Source organism: Stenotrophomonas maltophilia group sp. RY12688, from assembly GCF_052149045.1.
GTDB classification, from domain to species: domain Bacteria; phylum Pseudomonadota; class Gammaproteobacteria; order Xanthomonadales; family Xanthomonadaceae; genus Stenotrophomonas; species Stenotrophomonas sepilia.
Genome location: NZ_CP197389.1, coordinates 208,658 through 222,547, shown reverse-complemented (window position 1 = coordinate 222,547; position 13,890 = coordinate 208,658). Strand labels below are relative to the sequence as shown.

The following is a 13,890-nucleotide window of genomic DNA, read 5'->3' as shown; positions in this document are numbered from 1 at the left end:
GACCTGGACTCTCCGCGGGGAGGGCGCCGGGGCCATCGCCCGCCTGCACGTACAGGCGGCGTGGCCGCGCGCGTCCTGTTCACGGTAACCGGCCAGACCGCTCCCACGCCCTGACGCACGCCACGATGACCGAGTTCCAACGCCCCACCCTGACCCTGCCCGCCGATGGCAAGCGCCTGCTGCTGCATTCGTGCTGCGCGCCGTGCTCGGGCGAAGTGATGGAGGCGATCACCGCTTCCGGGATCGACTACGCGATCTTCTTCTACAACCCCAACATCCATCCGGTGAAGGAGTACGAGCTGCGCAAGCAGGAGAACATCCGCTTCGCCGAGCAGCACGGCATTCCGTTCATCGACTGCGACTACGACACGGACAACTGGTTCAGCCGTGCGCGTGGCATGGAGAACGAGCCCGAGCGCGGCATCCGCTGCACGATGTGCTTCGACATGCGTTTCGAACGCACCGCGCTGTACGCGCACGAGCACGGCTACGACACCATCAGTTCGTCGCTGGGCATCTCGCGCTGGAAGAACATGGCGCAGATCAACGACTGCGGCATCCGCGCGGCGTCGCGCTATGAAGGCCTGCAGTACTGGGACTACAACTGGCGCAAGGGCGGCGGTGCCAGCCGCATGATCGAGATCAGCAAGCGCGAGCAGTTCTACCAGCAGGAGTACTGCGGCTGCGTGTACTCGCTGCGCGATGCCAACCGCCACCGCCGCGAGAACGGCCGCGAGCGGATCAGGATCGGCCTGCTGTACTACGGGCAGGACGCTGAGGCGCCGCAGGGCGATTGACGTGCAGGCATGGGGCGGCCACGCTGGTCGCTCCTTCTGATGTAGTGGATCTGCCATGATTGCCCTGCCCGCCGATGTCGCCCTGCTGGTGATCGACCTGCAGCCGGACTTCATGCCCGGCGGTGCGCTGGCCTGCGACCAGGGCGATGCGCTGGTGGCACCGATTGCCGACCTGCTGGCACAGCGTCGCTACCGCACCGTGGTGGCGACCCAGGACTGGCACCCGGCCGACCACGCCTCGTTCGCCAGCCAGCACCCCGGCAAGCGACCGTTCGAGACCATCCTGCTGCACGCGCAGCCACAGACCCTGTGGCCGGACCACTGCGTGCAGGGCAGCGCGGGTGCCGCCCTGCACCCGGATGTGGACTGGACCGTGGCCGACCTGATCCTGCGCAAGGGCACCCGCCCACAGGTGGATTCGTACAGCGCCTTCCGCGAGAACCACGGCCCCGATGGCGAGCGCCCGGCCACCGGCCTGGCCGGCTGGCTGCATGAGCGCCGCATCCGCGAAGTGCATGTGTGCGGCCTGGCCCGCGACTACTGCGTGCTGTGGAGCGCGCAGGACGCGGTGAAATCCGGCTTCCGGGTGAAGTTCCTGTGGGAGCTGACCCGGCCGGTGACCGAGGCCAACGACGCGATGGTGCGCGAAGCGCTGGGCAAGGCGGGGATTGCGATCGTCTGAGGCGTGACCGCCGGGCATGGCCCGGCGCTACCGCGCACGTCGCTTATGCCGCTTGCGCGCTCCTGCCCACAACAACACAATCGATTCATCCAGCCCCCTAACTACGCCCCCCTATAGATCGCGGGACGGCCGAACCGGGGGCTTTTCATTGGATGAAATCAGGATTCGGTAGTGCCGGCCGCTGGCCGGCAACCTCGGGATCTCTGCAGTTGCCGGCCGCTGGCCGGCAACTACCGGATAGAACCCGTGGTAGCGCCGGGCCATGCCCGGCGGACGCGGGATGGGCGATTACCGGAACACCACCGTGCGGTGCCCGTTGAGCAGGATGCGGTGCTCCACATGGCGGCGCACCGCGCGCGCCAGCACCAGCGATTCGGTATCGCTGCCCAGCCGCACCAGCTCGCGCGGCGCCATCGCGTGGTCCACGCGGGCCACGTCCTGTTCGATGATCGGGCCTTCGTCCAGATCCTCGGTGACGTAATGCGCGGTGGCGCCGATGATCTTGACCCCGCGCGCGTGCGCCTGATGATACGGCTGAGCGCCCTTGAAGCTGGGCAGGAAGCTGTGATGGATGTTGATCGCACGGCCGGCCAGCGCGCGGCACAGCGTGGGTGACAGGATCTGCATGTAGCGCGCCAGCACCACCAGGTCGATGCGCTCACGCTCGACCAGGTCGATGATCTGCTGCTCCTGCACCGCACGCGTATCGGCGGTCACCGGCAGGTGGTGGAACGGTACCAGGTAAGACGCGGCCAATGGCGCAAAGTCGGCGTGGTTGGACGCCACTGCCGCGATATCGACCTTCAGCTGGCCGCTGTGGGCACGGAACAGCAGGTCGTTGAGGCAGTGCCCCTGCTTGCTGACCAGCACCAGCAGGCGTGCCCGGCGGCGCCCATCATGCAGCTGCCAGTCCATGCCGAAGCCTTCGGCAAGTTTGGCCATCGCGGCATGCACGGTCTCCAGCAGCAGGCTGGCATCGCGGTCGAAATGCACGCGCAGGAAGAAGCGGCCACTTTCCTCGTCGCCAAACTGCTGGGCGTCGAGGATGTTGCAGCCGTGGTCGAACAGCAGGCCGGACACTCGGTAGACGATACCGGTACGGTCGGGGCAGGACAGGGTGAGGATGGAATCGGGGCGCATCTCCACAGTGTAGGGCAGCTTCCTGCCCAGCAGCCGGATGATCACCGATGCAACCGAACCGCTTGGTTCAGTCCCAAGCGATACTTGGCAATCACCGTGGCAAGCTGGTCGGTCATGAACCTGTTGCAACTGATCCGCAGCTTCACCCGCACCGCAGAGACCGGCAGCATTGCCGCCGCGGCCCGCATCCTTGGCATCAGCGCCACCGCAGTCGGCCAGAACATCAACCGACTGGAAGCGCATCTGGGCGTACGGCTGCTGAACCGGAGTACGCGCCAGCTGGCCCTCAGCGAGGCCGGCGCGCTGTACCTGGCGCAGGTGCGCCACATCGAGGGCGACCTGGCGCGCGCGCAGGCGATGGTGACTGCCGGTGATATCGAACCGGCCGGTCCCCTGCGCATCGCCAGCAGCAGCGCCTTCGGCCGCCACGTGCTGGCACCGTTGCTGCCGTCACTGCAGCAGCGCTACCCGCAACTGCAGCTGGAGCTGCGCCTGACCGACCGCGCCGTGCAGCATGGTCCAGAGGCGGTGGATGCCAGCATCCGCATCGGCGCGCAGCTGGAGGACGGTGTGGTCGCACGGCAGCTGGCGCGCGTGCCATTCGTGTTCTGCGCCTCACCAACCTACCTGAAGACCCATGGCACGCCGCAGGAACCCTCGGACCTGGGCAGCCATCGCGGGCTGCTGCACCGCTTCCCCACCGATGGCCGGCCGCTGCGCTGGGGCCTGCTGAAGGACGGCCAGCGCGTGGACGCCGCGCTGCCGCCGAGCATGGTCTGCGATGACATCGATGCGCTGGCGTCGCTGGCGGCGGCCGGTGCCGGCCTCACACGATTGGCTGCCTTCGTGGCCGAGCCCTACCTGCGCGACGGCCGCCTGCAGGCGGTGTTCGGCGCCGACACGGCGTGGCGCCCGGAGCCGATGGAGGTCTATTTCTGCGTCAGCGACCGCCGCGACTTCACCGCCAAGATCCGCGCGCTGTTCGAGCATCTGCAGGCCGGCATGGCGCCGGCCTGGCGGGTGTGAGCCTCAGCGCGCCTTGAACACGCCACGCGCCTCGCGCGGCTCGCAGCGCAGGTACTGCGGCGCCGGCTCCACGCTGTCGCGCAATGCGGCAGCAGCGTGCCACGGCCAGCGCGGGTCGTAGAGGATGCCGCGTGCCAGCGCTACCGCATCGGCGTGGCGATGGCGCAGGATCGATTCGGCCTGCTCCGGTTCGGTGATCATGCCCACCGCGATCACCGGCATGCGCACCTTGGCCTTGATCGCTGCTGCGAACGGCACCTGGTAGCCCGGGCCGACGGTGATCTTCTGGCGCTCGTCCAAGCCACCGCTGGAAACGTGCAGGAAGTTGCAGCCGCGCGCGTCCAGCACCTGGGCCAGCGCTTCGCTCTGCACCAGATCCCAGCCGCCATCGACCCAGTCGCTGGCGGAGATGCGCACGCCCACGGCGACCTTGTCCGATACCGCCGCACGCACGGCGTCGAATACTTCCACGAGCAGGCGCAGGCGGTTCGGCAATGAGCCACCGTAGCCATCGGTGCGGTGGTTGCTCAGCGGCGACAGGAACTGGTGCAGCAGGTAGCCGTGCGCGGCATGCAGCTCGATCAGCTCGAAGCCCAGGCGCTCGGCGCGCACCGCACTGGCGGCGAAAGCGGCGATGAGCTCGGCGATGCCGGCCTCGTCCAGTTCCTGCGGTGCCGGATCGGCGGCATGGAACGGCAGCGGCGACGGCGCCACCGTGGCCCAGCCACGCGCATCATCGCCCGGCAGCTGGCCGCCGCCGTCCCACGGGCGCTTCACCGAGGCCTTGCGACCGGCGTGGCCGAGCTGGATGCCCAGCGGCATCGGCGACCAGCGGCGGACGCTGGCCAGCACCTGCGCCAGCGCGGCCTCGGTGCCGTCGTCCCACAAGCCCAGGTCGGCCCAGCTGATGCGGCCGCGCGGCTCGACCGCAGTGGCTTCCAGGATCAGCAGGCCGGCGCCGGACTGCGCCAGGTTGCCCAGGTGCATGGCGTGCCAGTCGCTGGCGCGACCGTCTTCGGCGGAGTACTGGCACATCGGCGCGATGACGATGCGGTTGGACAGGGTGAGGGGGCCGAATGAAATCGGCGAGAACAGCTGGCTCAAGACGGTGATGAACGACGTAGGGGGTGCGTATTGCACCGCTGCGCGGCTCGCGGATCAACCATCTGGATGGATCGCTGTTTCGCGTGACCTGCAGCAGCCGAGCGTGCGCTCGGCCCTACAGAAGCCCTCGCCCCTTGTAGAGCCGAGCCCGTGCTTGGCTCAGCGCGCAGCCCACGTGGCCAGCGCTTCAGCGCAGTCCCGCTCATCCTTGAACAACAGCAGGTCGTCGGCTCGGGTGCGGCCTCGGTTCAGCGCCACCACCGGCAACCCTGCCTTCGCGGCCGCCTGCACGAAGCGGAAGCCGGAATAGACCATCAGCGACGAGCCCACCACCAGCACGGCATCAGCCTGTTGCAGGTGGTCATGCACCGCCGCCACCCGTTCACGCGGCACGTTCTCGCCGAAGAACACCACATCCGGCTTCAGCAGGCCGCCGCAGTAAGGGCAATCGGGCACCACGAACGTGGAGAAATCGGTCTCCAGATCGGCATCGCCATCGGGCGCGATACCGGCCTCCAGCGCATCCCAGCCCGGATTGGCGTCCAGCAGCCGCTGCTGGAAATCCTCGCGGCCACTGCGGCGCTCACAGCCCATGCAGCGCACCCGGTCCAGGCGGCCATGCAGGTCGATCACCTTGTGGCTGCCGGCGCGCTGGTGCAGGCCGTCCACGTTCTGGGTCAGCAGCACCTGCAGCTTGCCGTTGTTTTCCAGGGCGGCCAGGGCCTGGTGGGTGCCGTTGGGCCGGGCCAGGCCGAAGCGCGGCCAGCCCAGCAGGCTGCGCGCCCAGTAACGCTGGCGGGTACCCGCTTCGCCCATGAACGCCTGGTAGGTCACCGGCGGCGTGCGCTTCCACTGGCCGTCGGTATCGCGGTAATCGGGGATGCCCGAGGCGGTGCTGCAACCGGCGCCGGTCAGCACGAACAGGCGCTGGGCGCGGTCGATGAAGTCGGTCAGCGGCGAGGTCATGGCTGCCAGATGGGGGCGCCGCAGCGCCCGTGCAAGCGCCGGCTCAGGCGGCCGGCAGCGGCGGCACCGCGATCGGGTGGCCGTCCTCGTCCAGCGCGATCATCACGAAGTGGCCGCGGGTACACAGCTTGCGCTCACCGCTGTGCAGGTCCTCGGCGACCAGTTCGACCTCGACCTTCATCGAGCTGCGCCCGACTTCGACGATGCGGCCGATGGTTTCCACCATCTGGCCGATGCGGATCGGCAGCTTGAAGTCGACCTGGTCGCTGCGCGCGGTCACCACGGTGCGTCGCGAATAGCGGGCGGCGGCCAGGAAGGCGGCCTTGTCCATCCACGCCAATGCCTGGCCACCGAACAGGGTGCCGAGGTGGTTGGTGTGGTTGGGGAAGACGATTTCGGCCATGCGCACTTCAGTGGGCGGCACAGTCTCGGGGATCGGGGTCATGGGGGTGCTTCGGTGTGGGGTCCGTCAATTTTAAGCCAGGCCCCGTGCAGGCGGCGCTACACTGCGCCACGCCCACTGCCAGGACCGCCCATGCCCGCACTTTCCGACCTGCTGGCCTTCGCGCTGGTTTCCCTGGCCATGGTGCTCACGCCCGGGCCGAACATGATCTACGTCATCTCGCGCTCGATCTGCCAAGGGCCGCTCGCCGGGCTGATCTCGCTGGCCGGGGTGGCGCTGGGCTTCGTGTTCTACATGCTGTGCGCGGCGCTGGGCATCACCGCCCTGCTGACGACCGTGCCGTTCGCCTATGAGGCGCTGCGCATCGGTGGCGCGCTGTACCTGCTCTACCTGGCGTGGCAGGCGCTGAAGCCCGGCGGCCGTTCGCCGTTCGCGGTGCGCGAGCTGCCGCAGGACAGCCCGCGCAGACTGTTCACGATGGGCTTGCTGACCAATCTGCTGAACCCGAAAGTGGCGGTGATGTACCTGTCGCTGCTGCCGCAGTTCCTGCATCCGGACAGCGAAGGCAGTGTGCTGATGCAGTCGATCGTGTTGGGCTGCACCCAGATCCTGGTCAGCGTCAGCGTGAACGGCCTGATCGCGCTGACCGCCGGCAGCATCGCCGGCTTCCTGGCCGCGCGCCCCACCTGGCAGAGGGTGCAGCGCTGGCTGATGGGCACGGTGCTGGCCGGGTTGGCGGTGCGCATGGCGGTGGAAGGGCGGCGCTGATCGTAGAGTCGAGCCATGCTCGACTCTACAAAAGCCAGGCGCGCAACAAAAAACCCCGGCATTGGCCGGGGTCTTTCGTTGCGACAGGCCTGACCGGTTCGATCAGAAGTTCATGTCGAAGGCGACTTCGCCCTGCACGCCGACCTGGTAGGCCGAGACGCGGCGTTCGAAGAAGTTGGTCAGTTCCTGCACGTCCTGCAGTTCCATGAACGGCAGCGGGTTGCGCACGTTGTACTTCTTTTCCATGCCCAGCTTGGCAAAGTGCTGGTCGGCGCAGTGCTGCAGGTACTGGCGCATGTCGCGGGTGGAAATGCCAGCCACGCCACCGGACAGCACGTCCTCGGCGAACTGCACTTCGCATTCGATGGCTTCGGCCAGCATGTCGTAGACCTGCTGCTTCATTTCATCGTCGAACAGGTCCGGCTCTTCCTCACGCACCACGCGCACCGACTCGAAGGCGAACTCCATGTGCGCGCTTTCGTCGCGGAACACCCAGTTGGTGCCCGAGGCCAGGCCTGGCAGCAGGCCGCGCGAACGGAAGTAGTACACGTAGGCGAACGCAGCGAAGAAGAACAGGCCTTCGATGCAGGCAGCGAAGCAGATCTGGTTGAGCAGGAACTGGCGGCGCTGTTCGCGGGTCTCGATGCGGGTCAGGTCCTGGATCGAGTCGATCCACTTGAAGCAGAAATCGGCCTTCTTCTTGATCGAGTCGATGTTCTCCACCGCCGAGAACGCTTTGGCGCGCTCTTCCGGGTCCGGCAGGTAGTTGTCGAGCAGGGTCAGGTAGAACTGCACGTGCAGCGCTTCTTCATACAACTGGCGCGACAGGTACATGCGCGCTTCCGGCGCATTGAGGTGCTGGTACAGGTTCAGCACCAGGTTGTTGGACACGATCGAGTCGCCGGTGGCGAAGAACGCGACCAGGCGGTGGATCAGGTGGCGCTCGCCCGGCGACATCTTGCTGTGCAGGTCGGTGATGTCGATCTGGAAGTTGATCTCTTCCACCGTCCAGGTGTTCTTGATCGCATTCCGGTACATGTCATAGAACTGCGGGTAGCGCATCGGGCGCAGGGTCAGTTCAAAACCGGGATCGAGCAGCATCTGCTTGGGCTTGTCGGCCATGGGTGTTTCCTTGAATTCTCGGGTCAAAACGCCGGGCATGGCCCGGCGCTACCTTGGTGTTTCCGTGCTGCAGCCGAGCATGGCTCGGCTCTACAGGTGCGAGGTGTTCGAGTGCCGACCAACGGTCGGCACCCACCGCGCGGCGTGTTACTGGCAGGCCTCGCAGGCTTCCGGGTTTTCCAGCGAGCAGGCGATGGCTTCGTCCGGGCTGAACACCTTGGCCGGTGCGGCGGCACTCACCGTCGTCTTGGCGATCTTGGTGGCCGGGCGCGAACGCAGGTAGTAGGTGGTCTTGATGCCCTGCTTCCAGGCGTACATGTACATGGAGGACATCGCGCCGATGTTCGGGCTTTCCATGAACAGGTTGAGCGAGGCCGACTGGTCGATGAAGGCGCCACGCTCGGCGGCCATGTCGATCAGCGAACGCATCGGCAGTTCCCACGCGGTGCGGTAGACCTCGCGCAGCGTTTCCGGGATCTGCGCCACGCCGGCGATCGAGCCTTCGGCCAGCTTGATGGCATCGCGCATTTCCGGCGTCCACAGCCCCAGCTTCTTCAGCTCGTTGACCAGGTAGCGGTTGACCTGCAGGAAGTCACCGGACAGGGTCTCGCGCTTGAACAGGTTGGACACCTGCGGCTCGACGCACTCGTAGCAGCCGGCGATCGAGGCGATGGTCGCGGTCGGCGCGATCGCGATCATCAGCGAGTTGCGCAGGCCGTGTTCCTTGATGCGCTCACGCAGGGCGTCCCAGCGCGCAGTGTCTTCCGGCACCACGTTCCAGGCGTCGAACTGCAGTTCGCCGCTGGCGGCACGGGTGTCGTTGAACGACGGGTGCTTGCCGCGTTCCTGGGCCAGCTCGCAGGAGGTTTCCAGCGCGTGGAAGTAGATCGCTTCGGCGATCTTCTTCGACAGCGCGCGGGCTTCGGCGCTGTCGAACGGCAGGCGCTTGCGGAAGAACACATCCTGCAGGCCCATGCAGCCCAGGCCGACCGGACGCCAGCGCAGGTTGGCGCGGCGGGCGGTTTCGATCGGGTAGAAGTTCAGGTCGATGACGCGGTCGAGCTGGCGCACGGCCAGGCGCACGGTCTCGGCCAGCTTCTCGAAGTCGAACTCGTTGTGCTCGTCGAAGTGATTGCCCAGGTTGATCGAACCCAGGTTGCACACTGCGGTTTCATCGTTGGAAGTGACTTCCAGGATTTCGGTGCACAGGTTGGACAGGTGGATCACGTTGCCCGGACGCAGGGTCTGGTTGCTGGCGCGGTTGCACTTGTCCTTGAAGGTCATCCAGCCGTTGCCGGTCTCAGCCAGCGTACGCATCATGCGGGCGTACAGCTTGCGCGCGGAGATGGTGCGGTTGGCCTTGCCCTGGGCTTCGGCCTGCAGGTAGGCAGCCTCGAAGGCTTCGCCAAACAGGTCGGTGAACTCCGGCACGACGCGCGGATCGAACAGCGACCATTCCTGGTCGGCCTCGACGCGCTTCATGAACAGGTCCGGCACCCAGTTGGCCAGGTTCAGGTTGTGCGCACGGCGGGCTTCGTCACCGGTGTTGTCACGCAGTTCGAGGAAGTCCTCGATGTCGGCGTGCCAGGTTTCCAGGTACACGCAGGCTGCGCCCTTGCGCTTGCCGCCCTGGTTCACCGCGGCCACGGACGAATCCATGGTCTTCAGCCACGGCACGATGCCGTTGGAGTGGCCGTTGGTCGACTTGATCAGCGAACCGCGCGAACGCACGCGGGTGTAGCTGACGCCGATGCCGCCGGAGAACTTCGACAGCTGGGCGATGTCGCCGTACTTGGCATAGATCGACTCCAGCGAGTCCTGCGGCGAGTCCAGCAGGAAGCACGAGGACAGCTGCTCGTGGGTGGTGCCGGAGTTGAACAGGGTCGGGCTGGACGGCAGGTAGTCCAGATTGCCCATGCGCTTGTACAGCGCCAGGGTCTCGGACACGTCCTCGCTCAGCGCGCTGGCGATGCGCAGGAAGAACTGCTGCGGGGTCTCGATCACCTTGCGGGTGTGCGGATGGCGCAGCAGGTAACGGTCGTACAGGGTACGCAGGCCGAAGTAATCGAAGTTCAGGTCCAGCGCGCCGTCGATGGCGTCGTTGAGCTTGCGTGCATTGGTCTGCACGAAGTTCAGCAGGCGGTCGTTGATCAGGCCGACTTCATGACCGCGGCTGACCGACTGCGAGAAGGCGTAGATTTCCTGGCCCGAGACTTCCTTGGCGATGTAGTTGGCCAGCAGGCGCGCAGCGAGGCGGCCGTACTCGGGCTCTTCACCGATCAGCAGGGCGGCGGTGCGGATGGACAGTTCGTCCAGCTCGCGGGTGGTGGCGCCGTTGTACAGGCCGGAAATGGTGCGGGTGGCCACGCGCATCGGATCGACGGCGTGCAGGCCTTCGGAGGAACGCTGCACCGCGCGCACGATCTTGTTCAGGTCCACCAGCTCGGTGGTCCCGTTGCGCTTGGTCACACTCATCGCGTTGGCCGTCGGCGGCGACGTCAACAGGAACTCGCTTTCCTTCTCGATGGTGGCGCTGGATTCGGTGCTCACGGCGTATGTCCTCTTGGCGTGATTGGGGGTGCTCGATGCATCGGGGTGACGCAGCCCGGGACATGACGGCCCAGGATGGCAGGACGGCGTCGCAGGGGATGAGACCCTGCGCCTGCCACTGCCGTTGACGATCGCGGATGGGTGCTGCTGCCAACCCCCAGACCTGGGGTTGCTGCGACCGACGGCCACAAGATAGTGGGGGTAGTGGGGTCCGTCAACGCCAAATGTAGTGAAATTCGGCAATCCCTTGCGCCGCAAGGATCGTGCCGACGGCGCCCGGATCAGACGCTTCAGACCTGCCGGAACGGGCTGCGCAGTCAAGCCCGAAAGGCGTCACTGCGGTGGCACAACGCACCGCGGAAACGGAACAATGACAGCTTCACATGACAGTGATGAAACTGGCTAGGGACAACCCTGTGGATAGAGCGTGGGCAGCCGGTGGGAATCCGGTGGATGCCGGGATCACCCGCCGGGCAGCGACGCGAGGCTGAACATGTCGGCCGGGCCGGAGGAGCGGCCGCAGGGAAACGCCGTTGCGCCCTATCCCCCGATCATTGCCGCCCCGCGGCCGCCACTACCGGAATCCCAGGGTGGTCGTGCCGGCCGCTGGCCGGCATTGCATTCGCGCGGAACCCCTCACGCCCGGTGCGGGGTGCCCAGGTACTCGGCGCTCTGCATCTCGATCAGGCGCGAAGCGGTGCGCTCGAACGCGCCCTGCAGGCGCTGGCCGGTGTACAGCTCGACCGGCGAGGTGCTGGCGGTGCAGACCAGGTTGACGTGGCGGTCGTACAACTCGTCGATCAGGTTGACGAAGCGGCGCGCGGCATCCTCGTTCAGGCGATCGAAGGCCGGAATGCCGCCCAGCAGTACCGTGTTGAACTCGTGCGCGATCTCGATGTAGTCCGAGGGCCCGCGCGGGCCCTCGCACAGCGCGGCGAAATCGAACCAGGCGATGCTCTTGCCGCGGCCGCGGACCGGAATCTTGCGGCCCTCGATCTCGATGTTGCCGGGCCTGGCCGGTTGGCCGCCGCTCAGTTCGCTCCAGCGCGTGGCCAGCCAGTCGTCGCTGTCTGCGGCCAACGGTGCGCGGTACACCGGCGAGCGGGTCAGCGCGCGCATCCGGTAGTCCTCGGTGCCTTCTGCGTACAGCTCCACGCAGAAGCGCTGCAACAGGCCGATGGCCGGCAGGAAGCTCTCGCGCTGCAGGCCGTTGAGGTACAGGTTCTCAACTGCGGTGTTGGAGGTGGTGACCAGGGTCACGCCCTCGGCGAACAGGCGCTCCAGCAGCCGCGCAAGCAGCATCGCATCACCGATGTCGGTGACGAAGAACTCGTCCAGCACCAGCACGCGCAGGTTGCTGCGCCACTCCTGGGCGATCTTCGCCAGCGGGTCGCTCTGCCCCTGGTGCTCGCGCAGACGCTCGTGGACGCTGCGCATGAAGCGATGGAAATGCGTGCGGTACTTCTGCTTGATCGGCAGCCCGTCGTAGAACAGGTCGACCAGGAAGGTCTTGCCGCGGCCGACGCCGCCCCAGAAGTACAGGCCCTTGACCGGCTCGGGCTTCTTCCAGAACGAGGACAGGCGGTCCAGCCAGCCGTCCTCGGCACTGTCCAGCAGTCCCAGGTGGATGCGGTCCAGCTCGGCCAGCGCTGCATGCTGGGCCGGGTCGTCCTGCCAGTCACCACGGGCGACCCCTTCCGCGTACCGCTGCGACGGGGTCAACTCGGTTGCACTCATGCCGCCGCGCCCAGCCAATGCTTCACGCCGTGGGTCAGCGCGCCGCGCAGGTCGATCAGCTTGCGGTGGAAGAAGTGGCTGGTCTCGGGCATGCGCACCAGCTCATGCGGGAAGTCCAGCGTGTCCAGCCACTGGTAGACGGCCTGCGGGTCGACGATCTCGTCCTGCTCGCCCTGGATCACCAGCCAGCGGGCCGGCGGTGCGATACCGTCGAAATCCCAGCGACCAGCCGGCGGCGCGATCGAGATCAGCGCTTCCGGCTGCAGCGCGGCAGCCGCCTTCAGCGAAACGAACGAACCGAAGCTGAAACCGGCCAGCCATAGGCGGTCGTCCGGGCGCTGGCTGCGTACCCAGGCGGCGACGGCCTTCAGGTCATCCTGCTCGCCCACGCCGCCATCGAAGGTACCGGCCGAAGCGCCGACGCTGCGGAAGTTGAAGCGCACCGTGGCGATGCCCAGCTCGCGCAGGGTGGTGGCGGTCATGGTGACCACCTTGTTGTGCAGGGTGCCGCCTTCGGTGGACAGCGGATGGCAGACAATGGCCACGATCGGCTGCACCGGCACATCGGCCTTGGGCAGGTCGACGACCACTTCCAGCGGGCCGGCCGGGCCATCCAGTTGGAGACAGGCGGTTTCGCCGGGGGCGACGGGGAACGAGGGCTTGTGCATGGCACCATGATACCGTCCCCCGCCCCTGCCCTGTGCCCGCCCCATGCTCTACCTGTCTTTGGCCGTGATCTGCAGCGTGCTGGTCTCGGTGTTGTTGAAGGTGGCCGGACGCCGCCAACTGGATGTTGCGCAGATGGTCACCTGGAACTATCTGGTGGCGGCAACGCTCACCGCGGTGGTGCTGCAGCCGCCGCTGGATGCGCTGCGCGCGCCGCATGCGCCGTGGCTGTCATTGCTGGCGCTGGCGGTGGTGCTGCCCTCGATCTTCCTGGTGCTGGGCCGCGCAGTGGCGGTGGCCGGCATCGTGCGCAGCGATGTGGCGCAGCGCCTGTCGCTGCTGCTGTCACTGGCTGCCGCCTTCCTGTTCTTCGGCCAGAGCGCGACGCCGTGGAAGCTGGTCGGCCTGGCGCTGGGCCTGGTCGCCATGGTGGCGATCAGCCTGCGCCCGCGCGGCCCGGCGGTGGCGTCCTCGCCCGGCGGCTGGGGCTGGCTGCTGGGCGTATGGGGCGGGTTTGCGGTGGTGGACGTGCTGCTCAAGCAGGTGGCGCTGTCGGGCACGCCGTCGATGGCGGCGGTGCTGGCCAGCTTCAGCGTGGCCTTCGTGCTGATGCTGGCCCTGCAGCTGTGGCGGCATGTCAGTGGCCGCAGCCAGCTGGCCTGGCGCAACCTCGGCGCGGGTGCGCTGCTGGGCCTGCTCAATGGCAGCAACATCCTGTTCTATGTGCATGCGCACCAGTCGATGCCGGACAACCCGGCCACCGTGTTCGCCGGCATGAACATCGGCGTGGTGGTGCTGGGTGCACTGGTGGGCGTGTTCGTCTTCGGCGAGGCCACCACGAAGTGGAACCGTGCCGGTTTGGCGCTGGCGGTGCTGGCGATCGGCTTGATCGCCTGGGGGTGAGCATGTGCATCGGGGTCAGATCCCAT

Annotated in this window: 13 protein-coding genes; 5 read left to right on the top strand and 8 right to left on the bottom strand. The window is 67.0% G+C overall.

Annotated elements, in window-relative coordinates:
• Positions 1 to 125 precede the first annotated feature (125 nt).
• Together ACS0OT_RS00980 and pncA are read left to right on the top strand one after the other, a co-directional pair.
• Positions 126 to 797 (top strand): epoxyqueuosine reductase QueH, encoded by a 672-nt coding sequence (locus ACS0OT_RS00980; RefSeq protein WP_061480745.1) that lies wholly within the window; start codon positions 126 to 128, stop codon positions 795 to 797.
• Between the two features lie 55 nt (positions 798 to 852).
• A complete protein-coding gene (pncA, locus tag ACS0OT_RS00975) occupies positions 853 to 1,479 on the top strand; it encodes a bifunctional nicotinamidase/pyrazinamidase (RefSeq protein WP_442256002.1) in 627 nt (208 codons plus the stop codon).
• A gap of 288 nt (positions 1,480 to 1,767) precedes the next feature.
• Here pncA and purU read toward each other — a convergent pair whose 3' ends face one another.
• On the bottom strand, positions 1,768 to 2,619 hold the full coding sequence (purU, locus tag ACS0OT_RS00970) for a formyltetrahydrofolate deformylase (protein WP_442256403.1): 852 nt from the start codon (positions 2,617 to 2,619) through the stop codon (positions 1,768 to 1,770).
• Positions 2,620 to 2,733: 114 nt separating this feature from the next.
• Between purU and ACS0OT_RS00965 the strand changes: the two genes are divergently transcribed.
• Positions 2,734 to 3,645 (top strand): LysR family transcriptional regulator, encoded by a 912-nt coding sequence (locus ACS0OT_RS00965; RefSeq protein WP_053499298.1) that lies wholly within the window; start codon positions 2,734 to 2,736, stop codon positions 3,643 to 3,645.
• A 3-nt stretch (positions 3,646 to 3,648) separates the two neighbouring features.
• Here ACS0OT_RS00965 and ACS0OT_RS00960 read toward each other — a convergent pair whose 3' ends face one another.
• From ACS0OT_RS00960 to ACS0OT_RS00950, 3 genes are all read right to left on the bottom strand, one after another.
• On the bottom strand, positions 3,649 to 4,749 hold the full coding sequence (locus tag ACS0OT_RS00960; protein WP_188239507.1) for an NADH:flavin oxidoreductase/NADH oxidase: 1,101 nt from the start codon (positions 4,747 to 4,749) through the stop codon (positions 3,649 to 3,651).
• A gap of 159 nt (positions 4,750 to 4,908) precedes the next feature.
• Entirely contained in the window at positions 4,909 to 5,715 is an 807-nt protein-coding gene (locus ACS0OT_RS00955) for an NAD-dependent protein deacetylase (protein WP_188239508.1), read from the bottom strand.
• 43 nt (positions 5,716 to 5,758) lie between these two features.
• Positions 5,759 to 6,160 carry an acyl-CoA thioesterase gene (locus ACS0OT_RS00950; protein WP_021203756.1) on the bottom strand — a complete coding sequence of 134 codons (402 nt, stop codon included), beginning with the start codon at positions 6,158 to 6,160 and terminating at the stop codon, positions 5,759 to 5,761.
• A gap of 90 nt (positions 6,161 to 6,250) precedes the next feature.
• Here ACS0OT_RS00950 and ACS0OT_RS00945 point away from each other — a divergent pair, with 90 nt between their 5' ends.
• Positions 6,251 to 6,886: a LysE family translocator gene (locus ACS0OT_RS00945; protein ID WP_329844326.1), complete on the top strand. Its 636-nt coding sequence runs from the start codon at positions 6,251 to 6,253 to the stop codon at positions 6,884 to 6,886.
• A gap of 102 nt (positions 6,887 to 6,988) precedes the next feature.
• On the opposite strand, the gene ACS0OT_RS00940 is transcribed toward ACS0OT_RS00945, so the two are convergent.
• The 4 genes from ACS0OT_RS00940 to ACS0OT_RS00925 all read right to left on the bottom strand — a co-directional run bounded on the left by ACS0OT_RS00940 (position 6,989) and on the right by ACS0OT_RS00925 (position 12,963).
• Positions 6,989 to 8,008: a ribonucleotide-diphosphate reductase subunit beta gene (locus tag ACS0OT_RS00940; RefSeq protein WP_005420683.1), complete on the bottom strand. Its 1,020-nt coding sequence runs from the start codon at positions 8,006 to 8,008 to the stop codon at positions 6,989 to 6,991.
• A 147-nt stretch (positions 8,009 to 8,155) separates the two neighbouring features.
• Positions 8,156 to 10,558, bottom strand: a complete 2,403-nt coding sequence (locus tag ACS0OT_RS00935) for a ribonucleoside-diphosphate reductase subunit alpha (RefSeq protein WP_053499270.1) — start codon at positions 10,556 to 10,558, stop codon at positions 8,156 to 8,158.
• Positions 10,559 to 11,194: 636 nt separating this feature from the next.
• On the bottom strand, positions 11,195 to 12,295 hold the full coding sequence (zapE, locus tag ACS0OT_RS00930; RefSeq protein ID WP_065178408.1) for a cell division protein ZapE: 1,101 nt from the start codon (positions 12,293 to 12,295) through the stop codon (positions 11,195 to 11,197).
• Complete coding sequence (locus ACS0OT_RS00925; protein WP_065178407.1) at positions 12,292 to 12,963, bottom strand: alpha/beta hydrolase; 672 nt, start codon at positions 12,961 to 12,963, stop codon at positions 12,292 to 12,294. The genes zapE and ACS0OT_RS00925 overlap by 4 nt, the downstream gene beginning before the upstream one ends.
• A 43-nt stretch (positions 12,964 to 13,006) precedes the next feature.
• Between ACS0OT_RS00925 and ACS0OT_RS00920 the strand changes: the two genes are divergently transcribed.
• Positions 13,007 to 13,864 carry an EamA family transporter gene (locus tag ACS0OT_RS00920; RefSeq protein WP_065178406.1) on the top strand — a complete coding sequence of 286 codons (858 nt, stop codon included), beginning with the start codon at positions 13,007 to 13,009 and terminating at the stop codon, positions 13,862 to 13,864.
• Positions 13,865 to 13,890: the final 26 nt, after the last annotated feature.

Coding starts and splice junctions, on each gene's coding strand:
- ACS0OT_RS00980 (WP_061480745.1), top strand. CDS start 126: ATGACCGAGTTCCAACGCCCCACCCTGACCCTGCCCGCCGATGGCAAG.
- pncA (WP_442256002.1), top strand. CDS start 853: ATGATTGCCCTGCCCGCCGATGTCGCCCTGCTGGTGATCGACCTGCAG.
- purU (WP_442256403.1), bottom strand. CDS start 2,619: ATGCGCCCCGATTCCATCCTCACCCTGTCCTGCCCCGACCGTACCGGT.
- ACS0OT_RS00965 (WP_053499298.1), top strand. CDS start 2,734: ATGAACCTGTTGCAACTGATCCGCAGCTTCACCCGCACCGCAGAGACC.
- ACS0OT_RS00955 (WP_188239508.1), bottom strand. CDS start 5,715: ATGACCTCGCCGCTGACCGACTTCATCGACCGCGCCCAGCGCCTGTTC.
- ACS0OT_RS00950 (WP_021203756.1), bottom strand. CDS start 6,160: ATGACCCCGATCCCCGAGACTGTGCCGCCCACTGAAGTGCGCATGGCC.
- ACS0OT_RS00945 (WP_329844326.1), top strand. CDS start 6,251: ATGCCCGCACTTTCCGACCTGCTGGCCTTCGCGCTGGTTTCCCTGGCC.
- ACS0OT_RS00940 (WP_005420683.1), bottom strand. CDS start 8,008: ATGGCCGACAAGCCCAAGCAGATGCTGCTCGATCCCGGTTTTGAACTG.
- zapE (WP_065178408.1), bottom strand. CDS start 12,295: ATGAGTGCAACCGAGTTGACCCCGTCGCAGCGGTACGCGGAAGGGGTC.
- ACS0OT_RS00925 (WP_065178407.1), bottom strand. CDS start 12,963: ATGCACAAGCCCTCGTTCCCCGTCGCCCCCGGCGAAACCGCCTGTCTC.
- ACS0OT_RS00920 (WP_065178406.1), top strand. CDS start 13,007: ATGCTCTACCTGTCTTTGGCCGTGATCTGCAGCGTGCTGGTCTCGGTG.